This is a genomic window from Streptomyces sp. NPDC091377, from assembly GCF_044757045.1.
Taxonomy (GTDB): Bacteria; Actinomycetota; Actinomycetes; order Streptomycetales; family Streptomycetaceae; genus Streptomyces.
The window spans coordinates 259,181-285,227 of record NZ_JBIVUE010000010.1 but is presented as its reverse complement, the minus strand read 5'-3'; the positions used below and the strand labels follow the sequence as shown (position 1 = coordinate 285,227).

At 73.3% G+C, this 26,047-nt stretch carries 20 protein-coding genes; 18 read left to right on the top strand and 2 right to left on the bottom strand.

Annotation, left to right across the window (positions count from 1 at the left end; translation table 11 throughout):
* The first annotated feature begins 8 nt into the window (after positions 1–8).
* The 3 genes from recN to ACIQNG_RS23295 all read left to right on the top strand — a co-directional run bounded on the left by recN (position 9) and on the right by ACIQNG_RS23295 (position 4,677).
* Positions 9–1,727, top strand: a complete 1,719-nt coding sequence (gene recN, locus ACIQNG_RS23305) for a DNA repair protein RecN (RefSeq protein WP_401429436.1) — start codon at positions 9–11, stop codon at positions 1,725–1,727.
* Between the two features lie 882 nt (positions 1,728–2,609).
* Complete coding sequence (locus ACIQNG_RS23300; RefSeq protein ID WP_401487465.1) at positions 2,610–3,374, top strand: hypothetical protein; 765 nt, start codon at positions 2,610–2,612, stop codon at positions 3,372–3,374.
* A gap of 175 nt (positions 3,375–3,549) precedes the next feature.
* Entirely contained in the window at positions 3,550–4,677 is a 1,128-nt protein-coding gene (locus ACIQNG_RS23295; protein WP_401487464.1) for a glycosyltransferase family 4 protein, read from the top strand.
* A gap of 3 nt (positions 4,678–4,680) precedes the next feature.
* On the opposite strand, the gene ACIQNG_RS23290 is transcribed toward ACIQNG_RS23295, so the two are convergent.
* A complete protein-coding gene (locus ACIQNG_RS23290; RefSeq protein WP_401487462.1) occupies positions 4,681–6,327 on the bottom strand; it encodes a PucR family transcriptional regulator in 1,647 nt (548 codons plus the stop codon).
* Positions 6,328–6,630: 303 nt separating this feature from the next.
* Here ACIQNG_RS23290 and ACIQNG_RS23285 point away from each other — a divergent pair, with 303 nt between their 5' ends.
* The 3 genes from ACIQNG_RS23285 (at position 6,631) to ACIQNG_RS23275 (ending at position 8,789) form a co-directional block, all read left to right on the top strand.
* Complete coding sequence (locus ACIQNG_RS23285) at positions 6,631–6,753, top strand: hypothetical protein (RefSeq protein ID WP_401428740.1); 123 nt, start codon at positions 6,631–6,633, stop codon at positions 6,751–6,753.
* Complete coding sequence (locus ACIQNG_RS23280) at positions 6,750–7,889, top strand: CaiB/BaiF CoA transferase family protein (protein WP_401428742.1); 1,140 nt, start codon at positions 6,750–6,752, stop codon at positions 7,887–7,889. Before ACIQNG_RS23285 ends, ACIQNG_RS23280 begins: the two co-directional genes overlap by 4 nt.
* A gap of 210 nt (positions 7,890–8,099) precedes the next feature.
* Positions 8,100–8,789 carry a TetR/AcrR family transcriptional regulator gene (locus tag ACIQNG_RS23275; RefSeq protein ID WP_401487459.1) on the top strand — a complete coding sequence of 230 codons (690 nt, stop codon included), beginning with the start codon at positions 8,100–8,102 and terminating at the stop codon, positions 8,787–8,789.
* 100 nt (positions 8,790–8,889) lie between these two features.
* Here the strand turns inward: ACIQNG_RS23275 and ACIQNG_RS23270 are convergent, their stop codons facing one another.
* Entirely contained in the window at positions 8,890–10,692 is a 1,803-nt protein-coding gene (locus tag ACIQNG_RS23270) for a glycoside hydrolase family 15 protein (protein WP_401487503.1), read from the bottom strand.
* A 546-nt stretch (positions 10,693–11,238) separates the two neighbouring features.
* On the opposite strand from ACIQNG_RS23270, the gene ACIQNG_RS23265 reads away from it, so the two are divergent.
* From ACIQNG_RS23265 to ACIQNG_RS23210, 12 genes are all read left to right on the top strand, one after another.
* A complete protein-coding gene (locus tag ACIQNG_RS23265) occupies positions 11,239–12,918 on the top strand; it encodes a CTP synthase (protein ID WP_401487457.1) in 1,680 nt (559 codons plus the stop codon).
* Positions 12,919–13,012: 94 nt separating this feature from the next.
* A complete protein-coding gene (locus ACIQNG_RS23260) occupies positions 13,013–13,639 on the top strand; it encodes an NUDIX domain-containing protein (RefSeq protein ID WP_401487455.1) in 627 nt (208 codons plus the stop codon).
* Between the two features lie 929 nt (positions 13,640–14,568).
* Positions 14,569–16,662 (top strand): tetratricopeptide repeat protein, encoded by a 2,094-nt coding sequence (locus tag ACIQNG_RS23255; protein ID WP_401487453.1) that lies wholly within the window; start codon positions 14,569–14,571, stop codon positions 16,660–16,662.
* Positions 16,663–16,790: 128 nt separating this feature from the next.
* The gene (gene ald, locus ACIQNG_RS23250) at positions 16,791–17,915 is read left to right on the top strand and encodes an alanine dehydrogenase (RefSeq protein WP_401487451.1); all 1,125 of its coding nucleotides are present in this window, start codon (positions 16,791–16,793) and stop codon (positions 17,913–17,915) included.
* 520 nt (positions 17,916–18,435) lie between these two features.
* Positions 18,436–19,497, top strand: coding sequence for a ParA family protein (locus ACIQNG_RS23245; RefSeq protein WP_401428755.1), 1,062 nt, complete (start codon positions 18,436–18,438; stop codon positions 19,495–19,497).
* Positions 19,482–20,060, top strand: coding sequence for a hypothetical protein (locus ACIQNG_RS23240; RefSeq protein ID WP_401487448.1), 579 nt, complete (start codon positions 19,482–19,484; stop codon positions 20,058–20,060). Before ACIQNG_RS23245 ends, ACIQNG_RS23240 begins: the two co-directional genes overlap by 16 nt.
* A 327-nt stretch (positions 20,061–20,387) precedes the next feature.
* On the top strand, positions 20,388–21,470 hold the full coding sequence (locus ACIQNG_RS23235; protein ID WP_401487501.1) for a segregation/condensation protein A: 1,083 nt from the start codon (positions 20,388–20,390) through the stop codon (positions 21,468–21,470).
* Positions 21,467–22,108 carry an SMC-Scp complex subunit ScpB gene (scpB, locus tag ACIQNG_RS23230; RefSeq protein ID WP_401428761.1) on the top strand — a complete coding sequence of 214 codons (642 nt, stop codon included), beginning with the start codon at positions 21,467–21,469 and terminating at the stop codon, positions 22,106–22,108. The genes ACIQNG_RS23235 and scpB overlap by 4 nt, the downstream gene beginning before the upstream one ends.
* Positions 22,109–22,123: 15 nt before the next feature.
* A complete protein-coding gene (locus tag ACIQNG_RS23225) occupies positions 22,124–23,188 on the top strand; it encodes a pseudouridine synthase (protein WP_401487446.1) in 1,065 nt (354 codons plus the stop codon).
* A 172-nt stretch (positions 23,189–23,360) separates the two neighbouring features.
* A complete protein-coding gene (locus tag ACIQNG_RS23220; protein WP_401487444.1) occupies positions 23,361–23,957 on the top strand; it encodes a TIGR03086 family metal-binding protein in 597 nt (198 codons plus the stop codon).
* A 235-nt stretch (positions 23,958–24,192) separates the two neighbouring features.
* Positions 24,193–24,939: an NUDIX hydrolase gene (locus ACIQNG_RS23215; RefSeq protein WP_401487442.1), complete on the top strand. Its 747-nt coding sequence runs from the start codon at positions 24,193–24,195 to the stop codon at positions 24,937–24,939.
* Positions 24,936–25,997 carry an ADP-ribosylglycohydrolase family protein gene (locus tag ACIQNG_RS23210; protein ID WP_401487440.1) on the top strand — a complete coding sequence of 354 codons (1,062 nt, stop codon included), beginning with the start codon at positions 24,936–24,938 and terminating at the stop codon, positions 25,995–25,997. The genes ACIQNG_RS23215 and ACIQNG_RS23210 overlap by 4 nt, the downstream gene beginning before the upstream one ends.
* The last annotated feature ends 50 nt before the right edge of the window (positions 25,998–26,047 follow it).

Sequence of the window (26,047 nt, the reverse complement as noted above, 5' to 3'; positions counted from 1 at the left end):
TGGAGGAGATGCGGATACGGTCGCTCGGCGTGATTGACGACGCCGTTGTCGAGCTGTCGCCGGGGTTCACCGCTGTCACCGGTGAGACGGGCGCGGGCAAGACGATGGTGGTCACCAGCCTCGGGCTGCTGCTCGGGGGACGGGCCGATCCGGCGCTGGTGCGGATCGGCGCCGACAAGGCGGTCGTGGAGGGGCGGATCTCCCTGCCCGCGGGGGCCTCGGCCGCCGTACGGGCCGAGGAGGCGGGGGCCGAGCTGGACGACGGGGCGCTGCTGATCAGCCGTACCGTTTCGGCCGAGGGCCGCTCCCGGGCGCATGTCGGCGGACGGTCGGTGCCGGTGGGAATGCTGTCCGAGCTGTCGGACGAGCTGGTCGCCGTCCACGGGCAGACCGATCAGCAGGGGCTGCTGAAGCAGTCCCGGCAGCGGCAGGCGCTCGACCGGTACGCCGGGGACGCCGTCGCTGTGCCGCTCGCGAAGTACGGCGAGGCGTACCGGCGGGTGCGGGCGGTCGTCACCGAGCTGGAGCAGATCACCACCCTCGCGCGCGAGCGGGCCCAGGAGGCCGACATGCTGCGCTACGGGCTGGACGAGATCGCCGGGGTCGAACCGCGGGCCGGTGAGGACGTCGAGCTGTCCGAGGAGGCCGAGCGGCTCGGACACGCCGAGGCGCTGGCGTCCGCCGCGACGATCGCGCACGCCGCGCTGGCGGGCAACCCCGAGGACCCCGAGGGCGTCGACGCCTCGACGCTGGTCGCGGGCGCGCACCGGGCGCTGGAGACGGTCCGCTCGCACGATCCGGCGCTGGCGGCGCTGGCCGACCGGATCGGGGAGATCGGGATCCTGCTGGGCGATGTGGCGGGGGAACTCGCCGGGTACGCCGACGACCTGGACGCCGATCCGCTGCGGCTGGCGGCGGTGGAGGAGCGGCGGGCCGCGCTGGGCGCGCTGACCCGCAAGTACGGGGACGACATCGCGGCCGTGCTGGCCTGGGGCGAGCGGAGTGCCGCGCGGCTGACGGAACTCGACGGCGACGACGAGCGGATCGGCGAGCTGACCGCCGAACGGGACGCGCTGCGGGCGGAACTCGGTGAGCTGGCCCAGGCGTTGACGGATGCCCGTACGGAGACGGCCGCGAGGTTCGCCGCCGCGGTGACCGCCGAGCTGGCCTCGCTGGCCATGCCGCACGCGCGGGTGTCGTTCGAGATCCGGCAGAGCGAGGACCCGGAGGGTGTCCTGGTCGGGGGGCGGGCCGTGGCGTACGGGCCGTCCGGTGCCGATGAGGTCGAACTGCTCCTCGCCCCGCATCCGGGCGCCCCGGCCCGGCCCATCGCCAAGGGCGCCTCCGGCGGTGAGCTGTCGCGGGTGATGCTCGCCGTGGAGGTCGTGTTCGCGGGGACGGATCCCGTGCCGACGTATCTCTTCGACGAGGTGGACGCCGGGGTCGGCGGCAAGGCGGCGGTCGAGATCGGGCGGCGCCTCGCGCGGCTCGCGAAGACGGCGCAGGTCGTGGTGGTCACCCACCTGCCGCAGGTCGCCGCGTTCGCCGACCGGCAGTTGCTGGTGGAGAAGACGGACGACGGGTCCGTGACGCGCTCCGGGGTGAAGGTCCTGGAGGGCGAGGAGCGGATCCGGGAGCTGTCCCGGATGCTGGCCGGACAGGAGGACTCCCAGACGGCCCGGGCCCACGCCGAGGAACTGCTGGCAACGGCTCGGGGCGAGGTCTAGGGGACGTCCGGGGCCTGGGGGCTTGGGGGCTTGGGGGCTTGGACTGGAGGGCTGGGGGGCTGGGGGCGGTCAGGGGGCTCTGGGGCCGTCGGGCGGGGGCTGCGGCTCTTCGGGGTGGTGGGGCGGGGGCCTACGGGGGCTACGGGGTCTGCGGGGGCTAGGAGGCTTCGGGGCTTCTGAGGTGTTGGGCGGGGGTCAGCGGGGGCCGGCGCGTCGGACGGGGCTCTACGAGGCCCCAGGGCCCGTGGGACTTGAGCGAGGGGCCTGAGGGTTCCGGGGCGCCGGGCGGATGTTCAGGGGGACCTGGGCTGCCCGGGCGGGGCCGGGAGGGCGCCGGGTTCGTCGGCCGGAGGCCCCGGAGGCCCCGGAGGCCCCGGAGGTGCCAGAGGCCCCAGAGGTGTCAGAGGACCCGGAGACCCCAATGGGCCCCAGAGGTGCCGGAGGCCCCAATGGGACCCGGAGACCGCAGCGCGACCCGGAGGCCCCGGAGACCCCAATGGGCCTCGGAGGCCCCAGTGGCCCCAGTGGCACCCGGAGACCGCAGCGGGACCCAGAGGCCCCGGAGACCCCAGTGGGCCCCCAGAGGTGCCGGAGGCCCCAATGGGACCCGGAGACCCCAATGGGCCTCGGAGGCCCCAGAGGTGCCGGAGGCCCCAATGGGACCCGGAGACCGCAGCGGGACCCGGAGGGCCCGGAGGGCCCGGAGACCCCAATAGGCCCCAGAGGTGCTGGGGCCCCAGAGGCCCAGTGGGACCCGGTGCCCCCAAGGGGGCCCAGAGAGGCCCGCGGCTTCAAGTGGCTCAGCGAGAATGCCGTCGAGGGGCCCTTTTCCCAGGCCCGGCTGGTGTGTTGGGCGGGTGGGGTGGGTCGTAGGGTGGGGCGATGGTCAACCGGGTGTCCAGGATTCACTCTTTCGAATCCGTTCCAGTCTCCAGAGGCGGGGCCCTCGCGCTCTCCGCCGGTCTCGCCCATGGCGTGGCGCCGGCGCTGCGGGGGCGGTGGACGGGCGTGAACCACGCCGGACGAGGCGTCGATCCGGGCACCGGGCCTGCCGTCGCGGTGGCTGCCGCGCTGGGCGTGGGGCGGGTGCACCCGGTCGCCGGGGCCGCGGTCGCGGTGGCCGGGATGTGCGGGGCCTACGACGATGTCGCCGGGGACGGGCGGCGCGGCTTCCGGGCGCATCTGGGCGCACTGCGGCGCGGCGAGGTCACCAGCGGGGCCGTGAAGTTGCTCGGGGTGTCCGCCGCCGGGCTGGTCACGGGCGCGGTGCTCAAGGAGCGGGCGGTGGACAAGGCGCTGGCGGCCGTGGTGATCGCCGGAGCCGCGCACTGCGTCAACCTCGTGGACGTACGGCCCGGCCGGGCAGCCGGCGCGGTGCTCGCGCTCGGGCTGCCGGGGATGCTGCGGCCGGGGCCCGGAGGCGCCGTCGCCGCGACGGCCACGGGCGCCGTGGCGGCCGTACTGCCCGGGGATCTCGGGGAGCGGACCATGCTCGGGGACACCGGCGCGCACGCGCTGGGCGCGGCCCTCGGGGTGGCGGTCGCCGCCGCGAACGGACGGGCCGGGCTGGTCGCGCACGCCGCCGCCGTGGTCGCCGCGGCCGGGTACGGGGAGCGGGCGGGCGCGCCGGCCGGGTCACCCGTGTGAGCGATTTCGGGCAGCGGGTGGCGACCGGCCGTGACCTCGGGCGTTGCGGGAACGGGCGTACGTCCTGGCATTCTTGGACGGGTACGCGGAAGCGACCGCGCGGTACACCCCCCGCGCCCGATCCTTCTGTACGTTTCTTCGTGACCGTTCGAAGCCGAACCAGGAGCCCGGCCACGTGACCCCCGTGAGCAGCCACGCATCGCACGGCAGGTCGACACTGCGCACCGTGCAGGTGCTCGGCGGCGGCCATGCCGGCAGCAGCGCCCATGTGCGCTCGCTGGCCGCGGGGCTCGTCGCCCGGGGCGTACGGGTCACGGTGTGCGCCCCCGTCGAGGCCGAACACGCCTACGACTTCACCGGGACCGGCGCCGACCACGCCCGGGTGCCCCGCAGCGGCGACCCCGCCTCCGTGGCCGCGCTCCGGGCGGCCTGCGCGGACGCCGACCTGGTGCACGCCCATGGGCTGCACGCCGCCGTCCGCGCCGCGCTGGCGCTCGGCGGGCGATCCGTACCGCTGGTCGTCACCTGGCACGACCGCGCGCACGCCGACGGGGCCCGCGGGCGTGTGCTGCGGCTGCTGGAGCGCCGGGTGGCGCGGGCGGCGGCCGTGGTCCTCGGCACCACCTCCGACCTCGTGGACCGCGCCCGGCACCGCGGCGCGCGGGACGCCCGGCTCGCGCCCGTCGCGCTGCCCGGCGTCCGGGTGCGTCCGCGCGACGAGCCCGACCGGGCCAAGGCGCGCGCGGAACTCGGCGCGACCGGACGCCCGTTGCTGCTCACCGTCGGCTCGCTGGAGGCGCACCGGGGCTACGACGTCCTGCTCGACGCCGCCCGCGCCTGGCGGCTGCGCGACCCGGCGCCGCTGGTCGCCGTCGCGGGCGAGGGGGCGCTGCGGGGCGAGTTGCAGCGCCGCATCGAGGACGAGGAACTGCCGGTACGGCTGCTGGGGCGGCGCGACGACGTCGCGGAGCTGCTGGCCGCCGCCGATGTCGTGCTGCTGCCCAGCCGGTGGGAGTCGCGCTCGGTGCTGGCGCAGGAGGCGCTCCACGCGCGGGTGCCGCTGGTCGCCTCGGCCGTCGGCGGTATCCCCGAACTCGTCGGCGACGCGGCCGAACTCGTCCCCTACGGCGACGCGCACGCCCTGGCCGGGGCGGTCGTACGGCTGCTGGACGATCCGGTGCGGCAGGAGGAGCTGCGGGGCAAGGGGTCGCGGCAGGCCGCCGGCTGGCCGACCGAGGACGAGACGGTGGCCCAGGTGCTGAGTGTGTACGACGAGCTGACCAAGCCCTGGGCGCTGGTCTGAGGGTCAGTCCACATGGCGCCGGGCCCGCAGGGCCAGGCTGAGGGCCAGCACCGTCTGGGGGTCGTCCAGGTCCGTGCCGAGGAGTTCGCCGATCCGGGCCAGGCGGTTGTAGAGGGTCTGGCGGTTGAGGTGGAGTTCGCGGGCGGTCTCCGCCTTGCGGCCCGCGTGGGCCAGATAGGTCTCCAGGGTGGGCAGCAGCGGCGGCTTGGAGCGGCGGTCGTGGTCGCGGATCGGGCCGATGGCGCGGTCCACGAACGCGGCGAGGTCGGGATGGTCGCGCAGCCGCCACAGCAGCAGGTCGATGTCCAGGCGGCGGGCGTCGTACCACGGCCGGTCGGTCAGGCCCTGGGCCGCCGTCGCCGTCTCGGCCGCGTGCCGCAGCCCCGCCGAGGCCGCGGCCCAGCCGCCCGCCACGCCGACCACCACCACCGGGGGCCGGGCCCCGGGGCGTTGCATCCCGGCCCGCTCCACCCCGGCCCGCAGGGCCGCCGCGACCCGGTCGGCGACGGCCGCGCGCTCCGACTCCGAGCGCAGGCCCAGCAGCAGCGGGACACGGCCCTCGACGGGACGTACGCCCAGCAGGGCCGGCACGCCGACCGCGGCGAGTTCCTCGGCGACCGCCCGGGCCAGCAGGGCCCAGCCGCCGCCGGTGGTGATCGGGTCGCCCAGCCGCATCACGACGGGCAGCAGTGGACCGGCACCCGGCTTGAAGCCGAGGACCCGCGCCTGGCCGGGGGCGTCCTCGGCGGTGATCCGGCCCTCGGCGAGGTCGGTGAGGAAGTCGCCGCGACCGCGCGCGGCCAGTTCCTCCTCCTGACGAGCCTGCATCAGGACGACGGCGAGGATCTCGGCGGCCCGTTCGACGGCGATCCGGTGGACCGGGGCCAGCGGGCCGCGCACCGGGAGCAGGACCAGACGGGCGCGGACCGAGCCGGTGCCCGGACCGCCGCCCGGCACCTCGACCAGGACCGAGCCGGCCGGCGGGGCGGCGTGCTCGACGTGCCGGCCGCGCAGCCCCTCCCACACCTGGAGGGGTTCGGCGCCCTCGGGGCCGGAGCCGGCGGCGTACAGGAGAAGGCCCTCGGGGGTCTCCAGGAAGACCGGGTTGCCGCTGAAGTCGGCCAGGATGGACAGCACCTGGGGGATCCCGCCGCCGCCGAGCAGCGCCTCCGTGCAGCGGCGCACCACTTCCTCGGCCCGTTGGAGCAGGGCGAAGTGGCCGTTGACGATCTCCGTGTGGATCTCCTCGGTCACCGTCACGAAGGGCACTTCGCGGTGGAGCTGGACCAGGGGGAGACCGGCGGTGCGGGCCGTCTCCACGAGGGTGGCGGGCAGCCGGGTGAACCGCGGACCCAGCTCCACCACCAGGGCCGCGATGCCGCGCTCGGCCAGGGTGCGGACGAACGTGCGCTGTTCGGCGGGGCGGGTGCCGAGGCCGTAGCCGGTGGTCAGCAGGAGTTCGCCGCCCTTGAGCAGGGAGGCGATGTGGGGCACCTCGCCCGCGTGCACCCAGCGCACGGTGCGCTGCAACCGGTCGGCGCCCGCCAGCACCTCCGGGAGGCCGCTGCGCAGTCCGGGCAGCTCCAGCGCCCGCTGCACGGTGATCCCGGCACCGTGGCTGTCGAATCGAGGGTCCGTACGGCTGTCCATGAGGCGGACGCTACCCGCGTGGCTTCGCGCGCGCGGACCCGGTGCCGGGGCAGCGGGTGGTCCCGGGGGCGCGGGGTGTCGTACGTGCTGGTCAGCGGGGTCGCTGGGTAACCTGCGGTCCGGGCCGGGTGCCCTTTCGTGACCCGTACGGCGGCGGTTCGTTGGACGTCGGCGGGGCCGGCTTCTGTGCGGTGCGGAGTGGACAGAGGGCGAGCGGCCCTCGTAACTTAACGAATGTTCGACAGACATGGTGGTCGCCGTCCGTCGGACCGGTTCGCGCTTTCCGTATCGCCAGGAGCACTCATGGTCGACGCAGTCCTCGCCGACTTCCGTGACTTCCGTCACGACGGCGCCACCGCCGTCACGTTCAGCCGCCCCGGCGTCCGGGCGGGGGCCGGGGGGACCTCCCGCCGGAACGGCCGATGAGCGGGCCCCTCACCGGCGTGCGGGTCGTCGAACTGGGGGGCCTCGGGCCCGGACCGTTCTGCTGCATGATGCTGGCCGACCTCGGTGCCGAGGTGGTCCGGATCGACCGGCCCGCCCACACCGGGCAGCCCGCGCCCTTCCCGGTGCTCCAGCGGGGGCGGCGCTCGGTCACCGTCGATCTCAAGCACCCGGACGGCGCGGCCCTCGTCCGCCGGCTCCTCGCCGGGGCCGACGCCGTGGTCGAGGGCTTCCGGCCGGGCGCCGCCGAGCGCCTCGGCCTCGGTCCTGACGAGGCCCTCGCCGCCAACCCGGCCCTCGTCTACGGCCGGATGACGGGCTGGGGACAGGACGGACCGCTCGCCCAGGAACCCGGCCACGACATCAACTACATCGCCCTCGCCGGCGCCCTGCACGCCATCGCCCCGCCCGGCGGCGACCCGGTCGTCCCGATCAACCTCGTCGGCGACTTCGGCGGCGGCGGCATGCTGCTCGCGCTCGGCCTGGTCAGCGCCCTGCTGCACGCCCGCGCCACCGGACAGGGGCAGGTCGTGGACGCCGCCATGACCGACGGCACCGCCCTGCTGCTCGCCATGACCTACGGGTTCCTCTCCCAGGGCATCTGGCAGGACCGGCCCGGGGTCAACATCGTCGACGGCGGCGCCCCCTTCTACTGCGTCTACCGCTGCGCCGACGGCGGCCATGTCGCGGTCGGCGCCCTGGAACCCCAGTTCTTCGCGGCGCTGCTGCGGGTGCTCGGCCTCACCGGCGACCCGGACTTCGCCCGTCAGCGCGATCCCGCCACCTGGCCCGTGATGCGGACCCGGCTCACCGAGATCTTCGCCCGGCGCCCCCGGGACGAATGGGCCTCCCTGTTCCTCGGCCGGAACGCCTGTGTGACGCCCGTGCTGTCGCTCACCGAGGCCGTCGAGCACCCGCACAACATGGCCCGCGGCACCCATCGGCGCGGCCCGCGCGGCGGACCCGAACCGGCCCCCGCCCCCCGCTTCACCGCCACCCCGCCCGCCGCTCCGGCCCCCGCGCCCGACCTCGGTGACGACACCGACACGGTGCTGGCCGGGCTCGGCCTGGGCGGGCCGGACATCGACCGGCTGCGTGAGCGGGGGATCATCGGATGATGCTTGTCGAACGTTAGGTAAGTGCGATCGTCTGCTCTCTACGGCCGACGTCGGTACGCGGAGGGAAAAGTGCCGAAGTCGACGGGAACGAGGCGGAACCAGAAGGAACCTGACCGAGCCGGTGACCGCTAGGATGTCCGAGCCGCCGGTTGGCTGTACGACCGTTCAGGGCCGGTAGGGGCGGCGGGACAGAAGGGCGGGGCGGTCCCCATGGGAGTTCAGGCAGCGGCGGCCGAGCGGCCCGCGGGCCACCGGGCCATCATCGAGGCGGCCCGGCTGGAGTTCTCCGAGCGGGGCTACAACGCCACCTCGATCCGTGACATCGCCCAGCGCGCCGGGGTCAGCCTGTCGGCCATGTACTACTACTACAAGGGCAAGCAGGATCTGCTGGTCGCCATCCTCGACGACGGACTCGACGCGTACTTCGGCGCGTGCGACCTGGCGCTGGGGGCCACCGGGGACGACCCCGCCGAGCAGTTGGAGGCGCTGGTCGCCGCCACCGTGCGGTTCCGTGCCGAGCACCCGGTCAAGAGCAGCATCGTGCTCACCGAGGGCCGCAGTCTGGAGCCCGAGCGGCTGGCCCAGTACCGCCTGAGCGAGGCGCGCGGTGCCCGGCAGTTCCGCGAGGTGGTCGAGCGCGGGGTCGAGCAGGGGATCTTCCTCACGCCGTACCCCGACGACGCCCGCCGGGCCGTCATCGCCATGTGCGACGCCATCGCCGACTGGTACCGGCCGGACGGGCGGGTCGGCCCGGACGGGCGGGTCGGCGCAGACGGTCCGGACGGCCCGGTCGGTCCGGTCGGCACCGAGGAACTGATCGAACGGTATGTGGCCCTCGCGCTCACCCTGGTCGAGTACCGGCCGAGGACCGTCCGCCGCGCGGCCCGTGACGGACGGTGAGGGCACCCGGGTGAGAGCCCCCGTGGTGGGGCCCCGGGTGAGGGCCCCGTGGTGAGGGCCCCCGGATGAGGGCCCCTGTGGTGGGGCCCGGGTGAGGGCCTCAGCCCCCGTACGCCCCCGACGCCGTCAGCCGCAGGGCCGTGTCGATCAGGGGGACATGGCTGAACGCCTGGGGGAAGTTGCCGACCTGGCGCTGGCGGCGCGGGTCCCACTCCTCGGCCAGCAGGCCCAGGTCGTTGCGGAGGGCGAGGAGCTTCTCGAAGAGCCTGCGCGCCTCGTCCACCCGGCCGATCATCGCCAGGTCGTCGGCCATCCAGAACGAGCAGGCGAGGAACGCGCCCTCGTCGCCGGGCAGGCCGTCCACGCCCGCCTCCTCACCCTCGGTGGGGTAGCGCAGGATGAAGCCGTCCGGTGTGGACAGCTCCCGCTGGATCGCCTCGATGGTGCCGATGACCCGCTTGTCGTCCGGCGGCAGGAAGCCCATCTGCGGGATCAGCAGCAGTGAGGCGTCCAGTTCCTTGGAGCCGTAGGACTGGGTGAAGGTGTTGCGTTCCTTGTCGTAGCCCTTCTCGCACACGTCCCGGTGGATGTCGTCGCGCATGTCGCGCCAGCGGTCCAGCGGGCCGTCCGCGTCCCCGGACTCGATCAGCTTGATGGTGCGGTCCACCGCGACCCAGGCCATCACCTTGGAGTGCACGAAGTGGCGGCGCGGGCCGCGCACCTCCCAGATGCCCTCGTCGGGCTCCATCCAGTGGTCCTCCAGATAGCGGATGAGCTTGAGCTGGAGGAGGGAGGCGTAGTCGCTGCGGGCCAGACCGGTCATATGGCCGAGGTGGAGCGCCTCGGTGACCTCGCCGTAGACATCGAGCTGGAGCTGGTGGGCGGCGCCGTTGCCGACCCGGACCGGGGCGGAGTTCTCGTAGCCCGGCAGCCAGTCCAGCTCCGCCTCGCCCAGCTCCCGCTCACCGGCGATGCCGTACATGATCTGGAGGTTCTCCGGGTCGCCGGCGACCGCGCGCAGCAGCCACTCACGCCAGGCGCGGGCCTCCTCGCGGTAGCCGGTGCGCAGCAGGGAGGAGAGGGTGATGGCGGCGTCGCGCAGCCAGGTGTAGCGGTAGTCCCAGTTGCGGACGCCGCCGATCTCCTCCGGCAGGGAGGTGGTGGGCGCGGCGACGATGCCGCCGGTGGGGGCGTAGGTGAGGGCCTTCAGGGTGATCAGGGAGCGGACCACCGCCTCGCGGTAGGGGCCGTGGTACGTACAGTGCTCGACCCACTCCCGCCAGAAGTCCTCGGTCGCGGTCAGCGACTGCTCGGGCTCGGGCAGCGCGGGCGGCTCCTTGTGCGAGGGCTCCCAGGAGATGGTGAAGGCGATCCGCTCACCGGGGGAGACCGTGAAGTCGGAGTACGTGGTCAGCGCCTTGCCGTAGGTCTCGACGGCGGTGTCGAACCACACCGAGTCGGGTCCGGCGACGGCGACCGTGCGCCCCTCGTGCTTGTGCACCCACGGCACGACCCGGCCGTAGGAGAAACGCATCCGCAGGGCCGAGCGCATCGGCACCCGGCCGGAGACGCCCTCCACGATGCGGATGAGCTGCGGGGCGCCGTCGCGCGGCGGCATGAAATCGGTCACCCGGACCGTGCCGCGCGGGGTGTCCCACTCGGACTCCAGGATCAGTGAGTCCCCGCGATAGCTTCTGCGGTTCGCCGTCGGCGGCTCACCGCCCTCCGGGTGGGCCGGGCCGATCCGCCAGAACCCGTGATCCTCGGTGCCCAGCAGGCCGGCGAAGACGGCGTGCGAGTCGAAGCGGGGCAGGCACAGCCAGTCCACCGTGCCGTCCCGGCAGACCAGTGCGGCGGTCTGCATGTCTCCGATGAGTGCGTAGTCTTCGATGCGCCCGGCCACGTGCAACTCCAGTCGAACGGCCACGTCACCCCGAAAAGGGGCTGTCGCTAGTGCGGTCAAGGGTGTGTGTCATGCGTCGTTGAGCTGTTCAGCAACGTAGTCGATCAGCGGTGTGGCAAAACGACAAATGCTGCTCAACGAACTGACGAGCTCTCGTTGTTCCGGCGGTGACGGGCGGGGGTGGTGCCTTTGTTTCCGGCGGGCTCGGCAGCGAGTGTCCGAGCAGGATACGACGCACGTAGATGATCTGCGTGCCGCTCCGGACAACGTGGGTGAGCCGATCGGGTGAGCGATCGGTGAGGGACCGGTAAGACATGCGGATATATGGCGGAAATATCGCGGATGTGTGCCCGCGTGTGTGCGAAGCGTGGCCGGGAGTCGGGGCTCCGAGGCGCTGATACCCTGGTAGCCCGTGGACCGGTGGGAGCAAAACCCCCGAACCGCAGCGACGGCGCCCCCCGGAAACCGATACGGAATCCCGTACGGAACCCGGTCCGGCCGCCCCACGCACCCCCAGACCGCGACCACGGGAGCCCCCTCTTGGCCATGCCGCCGAAAACCACGACGACCAAGCACATCTTCGTCACCGGGGGTGTCGCCTCCTCGCTCGGCAAGGGCCTGACGGCCTCCAGCCTGGGCATGCTGCTCAAGGCCCGCGGCCTGCGCGTGGTGATGCAGAAGCTCGACCCGTACATCAACGTCGACCCCGGCACGATGAACCCCTTCCAGCACGGTGAGGTGTTCGTCACCAACGACGGTACCGAGGCCGACCTGGACATCGGTCACTACGAGCGTTTTCTCGACCGCGACCTCGACGGCTCCGCCAACGTCACCACCGGCCAGGTCTACTCGACGGTGATCGCCAAGGAGCGCCGCGGCGAGTACCTGGGCGACACCGTCCAGGTCATCCCGCACATCACCAACGAGATCAAGAACCGCATCCGCCGGATGGCCACCGACGAGGTCGACGTGGTCATCACCGAGGTCGGCGGCACCGTCGGCGACATCGAGTCGCTGCCGTTCCTGGAGACCGTCCGCCAGGTCCGGCACGAGGTCGGCCGCGACAACGTCTTCGTCGTCCACATCTCGCTGCTGCCCTACATCGGCCCCTCGGGCGAGCTGAAGACCAAGCCGACCCAGCACTCGGTCGCCGCCCTGCGCAACATCGGCATCCAGCCGGACGCCATCGTGCTGCGCTGCGACCGCGAGGTCCCGACCGCCATCAAGCGCAAGATCTCGCTGATGTGCGACGTGGACGAGGACGCCGTGGTGGCCTGCCCCGACGCCCCGTCGATCTACGACATCCCGAAGACCGTGCACTCCGAGGGCCTGGACGCCTACGCCGTGCGCCGGCTGGACCTGCCGTTCCGCGATGTGGACTGGACGACCTGGGACGATCTCCTGGACCGGGTCCACCGTCCGAGCCACGAGATCACCCTCGCGCTGGTCGGCAAGTACATCGACCTGCCCGACGCCTATCTCTCCGTCACCGAGGCGCTGCGCGCGGGCGGCTTCGCCAACCGGACCCGCGTCAAGATCAAGTGGGTCACCTCCGACGACTGCAAGACCCCGGCCGGCGCCGCCGAGCAGCTCTCCGACGCCGACGCCATCTGCATCCCCGGCGGCTTCGGCGACCGTGGGGTGTCCGGCAAGGTCGGTGCCATCCAGTACGCCCGCGAACACCGGATCCCGCTGCTCGGGCTCTGCCTGGGCCTGCAGTGCATCGTGATCGAGGCCGCGCGCAACCTGGCCGGCATCACCGACGCCAACTCCACCGAGTTCGACCCGGCCACCTCCCACCCGGTGATCTCCACCATGGCCGAGCAGCTCGACATCGTCGCCGGCGAGGGCGACATGGGCGGCACCATGCGACTGGGCATGTACCCGGCGAAGCTGGCCGAGGGCTCGATCGTGCGTGAGGTCTACGACGGCAAGGAGTACGTGGAGGAGCGCCACCGGCACCGCTACGAGGTGAACAACGCCTACCGCGGCGAGCTGGAGAAGAAGGCCGGGATCCTCTTCTCGGGCACCTCGCCGGACAACAAGCTCGTCGAGTACGTCGAGTACCCGCGCGACGTCCACCCCTACCTGGTGGCCACCCAGGCCCACCCGGAGCTGCGCTCGCGCCCGACCCGCCCGCACCCCCTGTTCGCCGGGCTGGTCAAGGCGGCCGTGGAGCGCCGGCAGAACGCGGCGGGGGCCGACGCGGCGGGCGGTTCCGAGTAACACACCGGTTGTACGGTTGCCGGGGTGCGTCTCCCTCAAGGATCTTCGAGGGTGCGCACCCCGGTTTTCCTTTAGGCAGGTGGAAGGGCAGGGCATGACGATCAAGGACACCCCCGAGGAGTGGGAGATCCGCGCGACGGAGACCCCCTTCGTGGGCAACAAGACCTCCGTGCGCACCGACGAGGTGGTCATGCCCGACGGGACCGTGGTCCGCCGCGACTACCAGGTCCACCCGGGTTCGGTCGCGGTCCTCGCCCTGGACGAGGCGGGCCGGGTGCTGGTGCTGCGCCAGTACCGGCACCCCGTGCGCCAGAAGCTCTGGGAGATCCCGGCCGGGCTGCTCGACGTCCCCGGCGAGAACCCGCTGCACGCCGCCCAGCGCGAGCTGTACGAGGAGGCGCACGTCAAGGCCGAGGACTGGCGGGTGCTGACCGACGTCTACACCACGGCGGGCGGCTGCGACGAGGCCGTACGGATCTTCCTGGCGCGGGGCCTGTCCGAGGTCGAGGGCGAGCGCTTTGCGGCCGAGCACGAGGAACTGGATCTGGAACTGGCCCGGGTGCCGGTCGAGGAACTGGTCCGCGGTGTCCTCGCCGGAGAACTGCACAACAACTGCCTGGTCGTCGGCGTCCTGTCCCTGGTCGCCGCCCGCGCCGGGTCCGGACTGGGCACCCTGCGCCCGGCGGAGGCACCATGGCCGGCCCGCCCGTTCGAGGCGTGAGGCAGGGCCCGTACCGCCCGTGAGGCGGGCCCCGTACCACCGGTGAGGCGGCGGCCGGGGCGTGGGACGCGGCGCTCGCGGGGGGTGGCCGGGGTGGCTGGGGGTGGCTGGGGGTGGCCGGGGGCGGTCGCTGGTGGTCGCGAGCGGCAGCGGGTGGTCGGGACATGTGGGCCGCGCGCCCGGGAGGGGCGGGGCATCGGTCGTACGGAGGTCGCCCCTCCCTCATGGAGCCGTCCCAGCCCTCCCGGTCGACCGGACCCGCGGCTCTGTGGGTGCGGACCCGCGGCCTGGCGGATGCGGGTCCCCGACCCCCGTGGATGCAGGTCCCCCGACCGCCGTGGGTGCCGGACGCCCGACCCCCGTGGGCGCTGGACCCCCGACCCCCGTGGGTGCCGGACCCACGGCCCGTGGATGCAGGTCCACACCTCATGGGCGCCAGATCTCGGGGCCAGCTGTCCCCCGGACAGCCGTCCCGGGTGGACGACGGATCGTCACGTCACCGGGCGACCAGTCCACCGGCCACGAACGCCGATCGGTCCCACACGCCCGAGGTGTCAGGCCCGCCCCTCGCCGCAACGGCCCGGCACGATCCGGAAGGGAGGCGCGGCCGGGGCTGTGACGTGGCCGGGCCCGGCGCCTGTGCGGGATCGGCCCCGTGCGGGAGGGCGGGCCCGCCTGCGCCTGCCCTCCGGGGACGGGTGGACGGTGAGGACCGCGGCACCGGCCGCTTGAGCGGGCGGTCGGGGCCCTTGGCCGGGAGTCGGCCCCGGGGGCTGGTGTGACCATCGCCTGATCCGATCGGGGGACGTGTCCGCCGCGCTCCGCCGGGATCGTCGCAGAGCGTGAACTAGGCTCCTCGCGAGAGGGCCGGGGCCTCTGGACCGGAGCCCGGCGGGTGCTGCGCGTGCGGTGGGACGGGAGTGTGGCCCGTGACGGATCAGGCGGTGGACACGGACGGCGTTCGGCTGTCGGGACACTCGTCGCAGGACAGCGGATTCCTGGGCCGCACACGGGAGTTGAAGGAGCTGCGCGCCGACATCGAGCGCGCCGGTCTCGACACCCTGGCCGGGAAGAAGGCGCCCCGCGCCCGCGTCCTGCTCATCGCGGGGAAGCCCGGCTCCGGCCGGTCCGCGCTCGCCGGGGAACTCGTCCGGCAGATCGCCGACCGCTACCCGGACGGGGTGCTGCGCGCCCGGCTCGCCGAGCCCGACGGCACTCCGGTGCCGGTGGGGCGGACAGCCCGCGAACTCCTCGCCGAACTGGGGCTGCCGGTCCCCGCGGGGGCCGCCGAGGACGATCTGACGGCCTCCTTCCGCGAGGCGCTCGACGGCCGCCGTCGGGTACTGCTGCTGGACGACGCCGTCGACGCCGAGCAGGTGGACGCCCTGCTCCCGGACACCCCCGACTGCCTGGTCGTCGCCGTGTCCCGCGGCCCGCTGACCGGCATCTCGGACGTACGGCCCTGCACCCTGGGCGGCCTCGACACCAAGTCGGCCGTGGAACTGCTGTCCCGGAACACCGGGTCGGTGCGGATCACGGTGGATCCGCGCGCCGCGGAAGGGCTGGTCGAGGCGTGCCAGGCGCAGCCCGCCGCGCTGGTGCTGGCCGGCGGCTGGCTCGCCGCCCGCCCCAAGACGGCCGTAGCCGACCTGGCCAAACAGCTCCACGCCGAGGGGGACGAGGGATCCGCGCTCGACCGGGTCTTCCGGCTCGTGCACGCCTCCCTGCCCGCCCCGGCCGCCCGGACCCTGCGCCTGCTCGCCCTCGCCCCCGCCGGACTCGCCGACCCGCACACCGCCTCCGCGCTGGCCGGCTGCTCGGTCGGCGGTGCCCGCACCACCCTGGACGACTTCGTCGCCCTCGGACTGCTGCGCCGCACGGCCGGACCGCTGCCCCAGTACGAGGTCCCCGGCTGTCTGCACCCCCTGCTGGTCGCCCTCACCGAGGCCCACGACCGCCCCGCCGAGCTGCAACTCGCCCGCGCCCGGATGCTGGAGCGCACGGTACGGCTGCTCCAGTCCTGCCGGGCCATCACCGAGACCGACAACCCCGAGGCGCGCGAGAAGCTCCAGGGCATGCCCCGCGCCCTGCGCTTCCCCACCCCCCGGGCCGCCGCCGACTGGCTGCGGCTGCGCCGCCCCGCCCTGCTGGCCTCGGCCCGCCTCGCGGTCGCCGACGGTGAGCTGGACACCCTGGCCCGGCGGCTGATGTCCCAGCTCGTACGGGCGACGGTCGCCCACTTCGGCACCCACGCCGCCGCCCCCGACCTCTACGGCGTCCACCGCCTCGTCCTCGATGTCGCCGAGCGGCGCGATCTGCCCCGCGAGCGGGCGGCGGCGCTGCTGAACCTCGGCGACCTGGACGCCCGCACCGGCCGGCTGACCGAGGCCCTCGCCCGCTACCGGGCCGCGCTGGACGCCGCGCGCGCCGCGCAGGACCCCTACGCCACCGGCCGCGCGATGGAATCCGTAGGCGGCACCCACCAGGAGCTGGGGGACTACGACCGGGCCACCGACTGGTTCGGCCGCGCGTTGGCCGAGCGGCTGGCCCGCGGCGAGCGCGAGGACGCCGCCCGGCTCTACGGCAGGATCGCCACCGCCCACACCTACGCGGGCCGCTACGGCGAGGCCCAGCGCGGCTGGCGGGCCGCCCTCGCCGGGTACCGCAAGCTCGACGATGTCGCCGCCTACGCGCGGGCGTTGAGCGAGCTGGCCCGGGTCCAGGAGTACGCGGGCCGCCCCGAGGAATCGCTGCGCACCTGCCAGGAGGCGGTGGAGTGGGCCCGTCGCGCCGCGGACGTACGGCTCCAGGCGGCGCTGCATCTGCGGCTCGCCGACACCCTGGAGCACCTGGGCGACACCACTGCGGCCGGGCTGCACCGCAGTGCGGCCGAGCGCATGCTGGGGGAGGAGATCCAGGAGTTTCAGGAGGTTCGGGAGGCGCAGGGGAGCGATTCCGATGATTCCTCTCCGGGATCCGGACCCAGCGCCTACGAAATCCGTAGTGCATCCGGGAAAGATTAAAGCAATGAAAGGCTAGACACCGGGAACACCTTCATTAAACTGGCTCTACCGCACTCTCCCGCGGTCCCTCCCGGTGTGCCCGCGCATGGCCGGGTATGTCGCGAAAAAACCCCTCTGAGCCAAGGACCGTGATCGACGTGAAGGTCGGCATCCCCCGCGAGGTCAAGAACAACGAGTTCCGGGTGGCCATCACCCCGGGCGGCGTGCACGAGCTGGTGCGCCACGGCCATCAGGTCGTCGTCGAGCGCGGGGCCGGCCTCGGCTCCTCGATCCCGGACGCGGAGTACGTCCTGGCCGGGGCCGAGATCCTGGAGACCGCCGACGAGGTGTGGGCCGCGGCCGATCTGCTGCTGAAGGTCAAGGAGCCCATCGCCGAGGAGTACCACCGCCTCCGCAAGGACCAGGTCCTCTTCACCTACCTCCACCTGGCCGCCTCCAAGGAGTGCACGGACGCCCTGATCGAGTCCGGCACCACCGCCATCGCCTACGAGACGGTCGAGCTGCCGGGCCGCGCCCTGCCGCTGCTCGCCCCGATGTCCGAGGTCGCGGGCCGCCTCGCCCCCCAGGTCGGCGCCTACCACCTGATGCGCCCGGCCGGCGGACGCGGTGTGCTGCCCGGCGGCGTCCCCGGCGTGACCCCCGCCAAGGCCGTCGTCATCGGTGGCGGCGTCTCCGGCTGGAACGCGACCCAGATCGCCGTCGGCATGGGCTTCGACGTGACCCTCCTGGACCGCGACATCAACAAGCTCCGCGAGGCCGACAAGATCTTCGGCACCAAGGTCAAGGCCGTCATGTCCAACACCTTCGAGCTGGAGAAGGCCGTCCTGGAGGCCGACCTCGTCATCGGCGCGGTCCTCATCCCCGGCGCCAAGGCCCCCAAGCTGGTCACCAACGAGCTGGTCTCCCGGATGAAGCCCGGGAGTGTCCTTGTCGACATCGCGATCGACCAGGGCGGCTGCTTCGAGGACTCCCACCCCACGACCCACGCCGAGCCGACCTTCCGGGTGCACGAGTCGGTCTTCTACTGCGTCGCCAACATGCCCGGCGCGGTGCCCAACACCTCCACCAACGCCCTCACCAACGCCACGCTGCCCTACATCGTCTCCCTCGCCGACAACGGCTGGGTCGAGGCGCTGCGCCGGGACCCCGCGCTGGCCAAGGGCCTCAACACCCATGACGGCAAGGTCGTTTACAAGGAGGTCGCCGAGGCCCACGGCCTGGAGCACGTCGCGCTGGGGACCCTCCTCGCCTGACCCGCCGCCCCGGAGCCACCCCGCCCCGGCGCACCCGCGACACACCGGCCGCCGTCAAGTCGTCATCCGGCAAAAGGCGATTCGTCAACACGGTCCGTCAACCACACACGCCCGGCCGGACCTTGCCCTCAAGGTCCGGCCGGATGTGTGTATGGTCACTTTGCGGCACTCGGTCAACTCGCCTCGAACGTAACTCTTGGACCGATTCGCACACCCTGGAAACCTGCTGTGCGACGGTCGTACGCCCTTGACAGGGTGATGTTTCATTGCCGACACATCCTGCCGGGTCCGGCGGATTGTGTTGCTGCGGACGCCCGACACGCCATAGAGTCGCCAACCGTCGGCATGGTGCCACGCTGACCTGTCTAGAAGTCCCCTGGTCACCAAGGAGGTAAGACGACTTGTGAATGAGTCGACATTTTCTCCCGGGGGTGGTCATCCAGGAAGCCCTACGCGGGATCCGGCTCCCGCGGGGTTCGAGGCTGTCGGCTCCGTCGCGGTGCGCACCTTCGCAGCCCACATGAGTCACCGGAAGCAGGGGGTGACTCAGCCAGCACACCAGAGCATGGATGGCCATCACGTGAACGCCATGACCGGCGACGGAAGTGGCGTGCCCCACAACCACTTCGCCGACTACGACGAACTGCCCGAGGGGCACTTCTACGACCCCGACGCCGAGTACGAGCCCGATCCCGAGTACGCGGCCACGCTCGCGCCCGACGCGGCCCGCCAGCGCCGTGAGCGCGTCGGCCCGACCGGGCGTCCGCTGCCGTACTTCCCGATCCCGGGCCCGCTGACCGACCACGGACCCGCGAAGATCATCGCGATGTGCAACCAGAAGGGCGGCGTCGGCAAGACCACGTCGACCATCAACCTGGGTGCCGCGCTCGCGGAGTACGGCCGTCGCGTCCTGCTCGTGGACTTCGACCCGCAGGGCGCGCTCTCCGTCGGCCTCGGCGTCAACCCGATGGAACTCGACCTCACGGTCTACAACCTGCTCATGGAGCGGGGCATGTCCGCCGACGAGGTCCTGCTGAAGACCGCGGTCCCCAACATGGACCTGCTGCCCAGCAACATCGACCTGTCGGCCGCCGAGGTCCAGCTCGTCTCCGAGGTCGCCCGCGAGTCCACCCTCCAGCGCGCGCTGAAGCCGCTGCTGCCGGACTACGACTACATCGTCATCGACTGCCAGCCCTCGCTCGGCCTGCTCACGGTCAACGCCCTGACCGCCGCGCACAAGGTCATCGTCCCGCTGGAGTGCGAGTTCTTCGCCCTGCGCGGAGTGGCCCTGCTCACCGAGACCATCGAGAAGGTCCAGGAGCGGCTCAACCCCGAGCTGGAGCTGGACGGCATCCTCGCCACGATGTACGACTCGCGCACGGTCCACAGCCGCGAGGTGCTGGCCCGGGTGGTCGAGGCGTTCGACGACCACGTCTACCACACGGTCATCGGCCGCACGGTCCGCTTCCCGGAGACCACGGTCGCCGGTGAGCCGATCACCACCTACGCCTCCAACTCCGTCGGTGCCGCCGCCTACCGCCAGCTCGCCAGGGAGGTGCTCGCCCGGTGTCACGCCGAGTGAGTCTGCCGGGGGCCGACGAACTCTTCCGTACGACAGGGGGCACGGCGCTCCAGCCGTCCTCCCCGCGGCGACCCGCCAACGGCGAGGCCCGGGTGTCGGCCCCGGCGGGGGAGAGCGACCCGCAGTCCGCCGAGGACGCGCCGCACTCCGTGCCCGCGCGGGGCGGCGACGGCAACGGCGCCGAGCATGTCGCGGCGGACGTGGATCCGGCCGACGCCGAGTCGCGCGGCCGGGAACGCGAGCGGAGCGGACGGCGTACGGCGGCGCAGGAAGGTTCTGCCAACGGTCCCGCGGCGGCCGGGGACTCCGCCGCGCCGCGCAAGCGGGGCCGGGGCGGCAACCGCCGGCCCAGCGGCCGGGAACGGCACGACGAGAAGATCACCGTGTATGTCTCCGCCGAGGAACTGATGGACCTGGAGCACGCGCGGCTGGTCCTGCGCGGCGAGCACGGACTCGCCGTGGACCGAGGCCGCATCGTGCGGGAGGCCGTCGCCGTGGTCCTCGCCGATCTGGAGACCCGCGGGGACGCCAGCATCCTCGTACGACGGTTGCGCGGGCGGTAGGGGTAGCCTGCGGGGGCTATGACCTCGAATGATCCCTCTGTCCCCCACGCGGGCGCGGCTGCCTCCGGCGGCCGTCGGCGCGCGCTGGGACGTGGTCCGGGAGCGACTCCCCCGACGGAGGCGACGCCCACGCGGGAGGCGACAGCCGGTGTAGCGGTGGCCGAGAACACGGCGACGGGGGCCGTCGCGGCGGGGTCGGGGCGTGGGTCCGGGTCGGGGCCTGAATCCGGGCCGGAGCCTGATTCCGGTGCGGGGCGTGAGCCCGGGGCGGTGCCTGGGCCTGGAGCCGGGCCTGAGCCAGGGTCGGATTTCGAGGCGGAGCCTGGGCTGGAGTCCGAGGCGGAGTCCGGGTCCGGGGCGGAGTGTGAGTCTGGAGTCGGGCCAGAGGCCGGGGCGGAGTCCGAGTCTGGGGCGGAGCGTGAGTCCGGAGCCGGGCCGGAGGCCGGGGCGGAGCTTGGGCCGGAGCCTGGGCCTGAATCCGGGCCGTCGGCCGAAGCGGAGTCCGCGCCCGGGGCCGATTCCGGGGCCGGTGTGGTGGCGCGGGGCGCGGGCGGCGGGGCGCGGGTGGAGGAGGCCGGGGCTTCGCACGACGGTGGTGACGGTGTCTTCACGGTGCGGCTCGCCAACTTCGAGGGCCCCTTCGATCTGCTGCTCCAGCTGATCTCCAAGCACAAGCTGGACGTCACCGAGGTCGCGCTGTCGAAGGTGACCGACGAATTCATGGCGCACATCCGGGCCATGGGGCCGGACTGGGACCTGGACCAGACGACCGAGTTCCTGGTCGTCGCCGCCACCCTGCTCGATCTGAAGGCGGCCCGGCTGCTGCCCGCCGCCGAGGTGGAGGACGAGGCCGACCTGGCGCTCCTGGAAGCCCGTGACCTGCTGTTCGCCCGGCTGCTCCAGTACCGCGCGTACAAGCGGATCGCCGACATCTTCAGCGGACGGCTCGACGACGAGGCCCGCCGCTACCCCCGTACCGTAGGTCTCGAACCGCACCACGCCGAGCTGCTGCCGGACGTGGTGATCAGCATCGGGCCGGAGGGGTTCGCGCGGCTCGCCGTGAAGGCGATGCAGCCGAGGCCCAAGCCGCAGGTGTACGTCGACCACATCCACGCCCCGCTGGTCAGTGTGCGCGAACAGGCCGGGATCGTGGTGGCACGGCTGCGTGCGCTGGGCGAGGCCAGTTTCCGCGCGCTGATCGAGGACACCGACGACACGCTGACTGTCGTGGCCCGCTTCCTGGCCCTGCTGGAGCTGTACCGGGAGAAGGCCGTGGCGCTGGAGCAGGAGAGCGCGCTCGGGGAGCTGCTGGTGCGCTGGACCGGCGGGGAGGAGACGGCCGGCCCCCTGGTCACCGACGAGTTCGACCGGCCGCCCGAGCCGCCGAAGGACGAGGAGAAGACGGCGTGAGCGAGCAGAGCACCGAGGTCCCGTCCGGGCCGGCCGCGCTGGAGCTGAAGCCCGCGCTGGAGGCCGTGCTGATGGTCGTGGACGAACCCGCGACCGAGGAGCACCTCGCCAAGATCCTCCAGCGGCCCCGGCGCAGGATCGCCGACGCGCTGCGGGAGCTGGCCGAGGAATACGTGGCGCAGGGGCGCGGTTTCGAGCTGCGGCTGATCGCGGGCGGCTGGCGCTACTACACCCGGCCCGAGTACGCGGCGGCCGTGGAGGGCTTCGTGCTCGACGGGCAGCACGCCCGGCTCACCCAGGCCGCGCTGGAGACCCTCGCGGTGGTCGCGTACCGCCGGCCGGTGAGCCGTAGCCGGGTCTCGGCGGTGCGCGGAGTCAACTGCGACGGCGTGATGCGGACCCTTCTCCAGCGCGGGCTGATCGAGGAGGCGGGCGCGGAACCCGAAACAGGTGCGATCCTGTACACGACGACGAACTACTTCCTGGAGCGGATGGGCCTGCGCGGCCTGGACGAACTGCCGGAACTCGCGCCCTTCCTCCCGGAGGCGGAGGCGATCGAGGCCGAGACGCAGGAAGGGGTGCCGTCGTTCGACCCGGACGCACCCGATGCGCCCGGCGCACACGACGCGGACGACTGACCAGACGGAACTTTGATGCGAAGCAGCGGCAGCGGTAAGAGCGGCGGGCGCGGTAACCACCGCGGTGCCGGTAACGACAGGGACCAGAAGCAGGGGCAGAGCCGCCCCAGCAAGCCCCGCCCCGAGGAGCGCCGCTACGACGTGGGCCCCGGGGGCACGAAGGAGGGCCCGAAGTCGGGGCGCGGCGGCTCCGCGCGCGGCGGTGTCAAGGGCGGCCCCAAGCAGGCCCGCCCCCAGCGCGGCCGGACGGCGCCCGGCAGCTCCCGTGAGTACGAGGCACGGGCCGAGGAGCGCACCAGGGAGCGGTACGCGGCCAAGAAGGACGTCAAGCCGCCTAAGACCTTCCCGGGCGCCGAGCAGGAGGGCGAGCGGCTCCAGAAGGTCCTCGCGCGCGCGGGCTACGGCTCACGGCGGGCCTGCGAGGAGCTGATCGAGCAGGCGCGGGTGGAGGTCAACGGGGAGATCGTCACCGAGCAGGGCAAGCGGGTCGACCCGGAGAGGGACGAGGTCAAGGTCGACGGGCTGACCGTGGCCACGCAGTCGTACCAGTTCTTCTCGCTCAACAAGCCCGCCGGGGTCGTCTCCACCATGGAGGACCCCGAGGGCCGTCAGTGCCTCGGCGACTACGTCACCAACCGGGAGACCCGGCTCTTCCACGTCGGCCGGCTGGACACCGAGACCGAGGGTGTCATCCTGCTCACCAACCACGGCGAGCTGGCACACCGGCTGACCCACCCGAAGTACGGCGTGAAGAAGACCTATCTCGCGCACATCGTCGGCCCCATCCCGCGTGACCTGGGCAAGCGCCTCAAGGACGGCATCCAGCTGGAGGACGGGTACGCGCGCGCGGACCACTTCCGGGTCGTGGAGCAGACCGGCAAGAACTACCTGGTCGAGGTCACCCTGCACGAGGGCCGCAAGCACATCGTGCGACGGATGCTCGCCGAGGCGGGCTTTCCCGTCGACAAGCTGGTCCGGGTCTCCTTCGGCCCGATCACGCTGGGCGACCAGAAGTCGGGCTGGCTGCGACGGCTGTCCAACACGGAGGTCGGCATGCTGATGCAGGAAGTCGACCTGTAGACAGGACCCCGATGTGTCGATGTGCCGATGCGTCGATGTGAGGTGTGAGGTCGGTGCGCTGCGGCGCTGAAGTCGACCTGTAGATCTGTCGGCCGGTCCCGGGATTGTCTCCGGGGCCGGCCGATGTGTTTCCGCTTCCCGGCCGGTCTGTATCGGTGACGGAGGGAGCGGCATGGGTGAAACGACGGATGAGGCGACGGGCGGACCGGCGACGGACCCCGGGGAACTGCTGGAGCGGTCGCTCGCGTACGCGCTGGGGAGTGTCGCCGGGGTGGAGACCGCCGGCCTGAGGCGGGGCACACCGTGCGCCGACTGGGATCTGGGCAGGCTGCTCGGGCATCTGGACGACTCGCTGGACGCGCTGTACGAGGGCCTGACGGGCGGGGCGATCGGCCCGTTCCCGGGGGCGGGGGAGTTCAGCGGCGCCGCCTGCGGATTCCGCAGACGGGCCTGCGCGGTGCTCGGGGCGTGGGCGGCGGGGCCGCCGGACCGGGTGCTGATCGGGGAGCGACCGCTGGACATCCGGGTGGTGGCGGCGGTGGGCGCCGTGGAGATCGCCGTGCACGGCTGGGACGTGGCCCGGGCGTGCGGACAAATACGGCCGCTGCCCGTGCCCCTCGCGGCCGAGCTGCTGCCGGTCGCGCGCTCGGTGGTGGCGGACGAGGACCGCGGGGTGCGTTTCGCGGCGCCGGTGACCGTACCGGAGTCGGCGCGGGCGGACGAGCGGCTGCTGGCGTTCCTGGGGCGCCGGGCCACGGAGGCGGGCTGAGGACCCCGCCGGGCCGGCCCCGCAGGGACGCGTCGGCGTGGTCGCCGGGGTGGGCCGGGTCGGTCGTCCGGAGGTGCCCGGTGGTCGTCGGGCTGGTCGTCGGGCTGGTCGCCGGGGTGGGGCGGCCGGTCGTGGGGGTTGTCCGGCGGGCCCCGACTCTTTATAGTCGTAACGACTATTAGTCACTTCGACCATAAAGATGACTGGCGGGCACGGACCGACAGGGGGAGCGTGGATGGCCGTGACCGGCGGCTACGACGACAGGACGTCCTACGACAAGTACGCCTACGAGCCCTTCGCCGTCACGGTCGATCTCGCCGTGCTCACCCTGCGCGAGGACGCGTTGCACGTGCTGCTCGTGGAGCGCGGACAGGAACCGTACGCCGGGCGCTGGGCGCTGCCCGGCGGCTTCGTCCGGCCGACCGAGTCCGCCGAGACCGCCGCCCGGCGGGAACTCGCCGAGGAGACCGGACTCGCCTCCCTCTCCGGGCTCCACCTGGAGCAGTTGCGGACCTACAGCGAGCCCGACCGCGACCCCCGGATGCGGGTCGTCTCCGTCGCCTTCGCCGCGCTGCTGCCCGAACCGCCCGAACCGCGCGGCGGCGGCGACGCGGCCCAGGCCCGCTGGGTGCCGTACGACAGCGCCGGGTCCCTCGCCTTCGACCACGACCGGATCCTCGCCGACGCCCACGACCGCGTCGGCGCCAAGCTGGAGTACACCTGCCTCGCCACGGCCTTCTGCCCGCCCGAGTTCACCCTCGGCGAGTTGCAGCGGGTCTACGAGACCGTGTGGGGCACCGCCCTGGACCGGCCCAACTTCCGGCGCAAGGTACTCGCCACCCCCGGCTTCGTGGAACCGGTGCCCGGCGCCGCCCGGCTCACCGGCGGACGCGGCAAACCGGCCGCGCTCCACCGCGCCGGCACCGCCACCGCCCTCCACCCGCCCCTGCTCCGCCCCACCCGGGAAGGACACCCCGCATGACCACGACCACCGTCCGCAAGCGTGCCGCCACCGGCTCCCTGGTGGGACTCGCCCTCGGGGACGCGCTGGGCTTCCCGACCGAGTTCAACGACGTGCCGTCGATCCTCGCCAAGTGCGGCCCCTGGCGGGACATGGACCTGCCCGTCCCCGCGTTCGTCACCGACGACACCCAGATGACACTGGCCGTGGGACGCGCGATACGCACCGCCATGCAGCAGGGCGAGCCGGGACCCGCGACGCCGGGACGGCCCGACCCCCGGGCCCTGGAGCCGCGGCGGCTGGCGCGGACCCTGCGCGAGGAGTACATGGACTGGTACCGGTCGCCGGAGAACAACCGCGCACCCGGACGCACCTGCCTGGTCGCCTGCGAACGGCTCGGCTCCCCGGACCTGGCCTGGCAGGACGCGAGCCAGATCCACTCCAAGGGCTGCGGCGCCAACATGCGGGTCGCACCGGTCGGCCTCGTCCCCGGCCTCAGCGACGAACAGCGCTCCGGCGCCGCCCAGTTGCAGGCCGCCCTCACCCACGGCCATCCGACGGCACTCGCCGCCGCCGACCTCACCGCCCACGCCGTACGACTGCTCGCCCAGGGCGCCGAACCCACCGGGCTCGTCGGGCTGCTGCGGTCGTACGCCTACGACAACCGCGGCCGGTACCACGAGCGCTGGCTCGGCGATCTCTGGACGCGCGGCCAGGACCCCTCGCCCGAGCACTACATCGGGCGCGGCTGGGACGAGTGCCTGGCGGTCCTGGACCGGCTCAAGGACGCCGTCCGCACCGTCTCGCCGGAGACCGACCCCTGTCTCGCCACCGGCGAGGGCTGGATCGCCGAGGAGGCGCTGGCCACCGGGCTGCTGTGCTTCCTGCTCTTCGTGGACGAGCCGCTCACCGCCGTGCGCCGCGCCGCCTGCACCTCCGGCGACTCCGACTCCCTCGCCTGTCTCACCGGCGCCTTCGCGGGCGCCCACCTCGGCACCGAAGCCTGGCCCCGGCCGTGGGCGGACCGGATCGAGTACCGGGGGGAACTGAACGCGCTGGGGGCCCTCTGGGACGGCTGAGCGGCACCCGCACCCCCCACGCGGACGGGCGCCCACGCCTTGACCGGCGC

Coding starts and splice junctions, on each gene's coding strand:
- ACIQNG_RS23220 (WP_401487444.1), top strand. CDS start 23,361: ATGGGTGAAACGACGGATGAGGCGACGGGCGGACCGGCGACGGACCCC.
- ACIQNG_RS23210 (WP_401487440.1), top strand. CDS start 24,936: ATGACCACGACCACCGTCCGCAAGCGTGCCGCCACCGGCTCCCTGGTG.
- ACIQNG_RS23280 (WP_401428742.1), top strand. CDS start 6,750: ATGAGCGGGCCCCTCACCGGCGTGCGGGTCGTCGAACTGGGGGGCCTC.
- ACIQNG_RS23265 (WP_401487457.1), top strand. CDS start 11,239: ATGCCGCCGAAAACCACGACGACCAAGCACATCTTCGTCACCGGGGGT.
- ACIQNG_RS23245 (WP_401428755.1), top strand. CDS start 18,436: ATGAGTCACCGGAAGCAGGGGGTGACTCAGCCAGCACACCAGAGCATG.
- ACIQNG_RS23290 (WP_401487462.1), bottom strand. CDS start 6,327: ATGGACAGCCGTACGGACCCTCGATTCGACAGCCACGGTGCCGGGATC.
- ACIQNG_RS23260 (WP_401487455.1), top strand. CDS start 13,013: ATGACGATCAAGGACACCCCCGAGGAGTGGGAGATCCGCGCGACGGAG.
- ACIQNG_RS23300 (WP_401487465.1), top strand. CDS start 2,610: ATGGTCAACCGGGTGTCCAGGATTCACTCTTTCGAATCCGTTCCAGTC.
- ACIQNG_RS23275 (WP_401487459.1), top strand. CDS start 8,100: ATGGGAGTTCAGGCAGCGGCGGCCGAGCGGCCCGCGGGCCACCGGGCC.
- ACIQNG_RS23225 (WP_401487446.1), top strand. CDS start 22,124: ATGCGAAGCAGCGGCAGCGGTAAGAGCGGCGGGCGCGGTAACCACCGC.
- ACIQNG_RS23215 (WP_401487442.1), top strand. CDS start 24,193: ATGGCCGTGACCGGCGGCTACGACGACAGGACGTCCTACGACAAGTAC.
- ACIQNG_RS23285 (WP_401428740.1), top strand. CDS start 6,631: ATGGTCGACGCAGTCCTCGCCGACTTCCGTGACTTCCGTCACGACGGC.
- recN (WP_401429436.1), top strand. CDS start 9: ATGCGGATACGGTCGCTCGGCGTGATTGACGACGCCGTTGTCGAGCTG.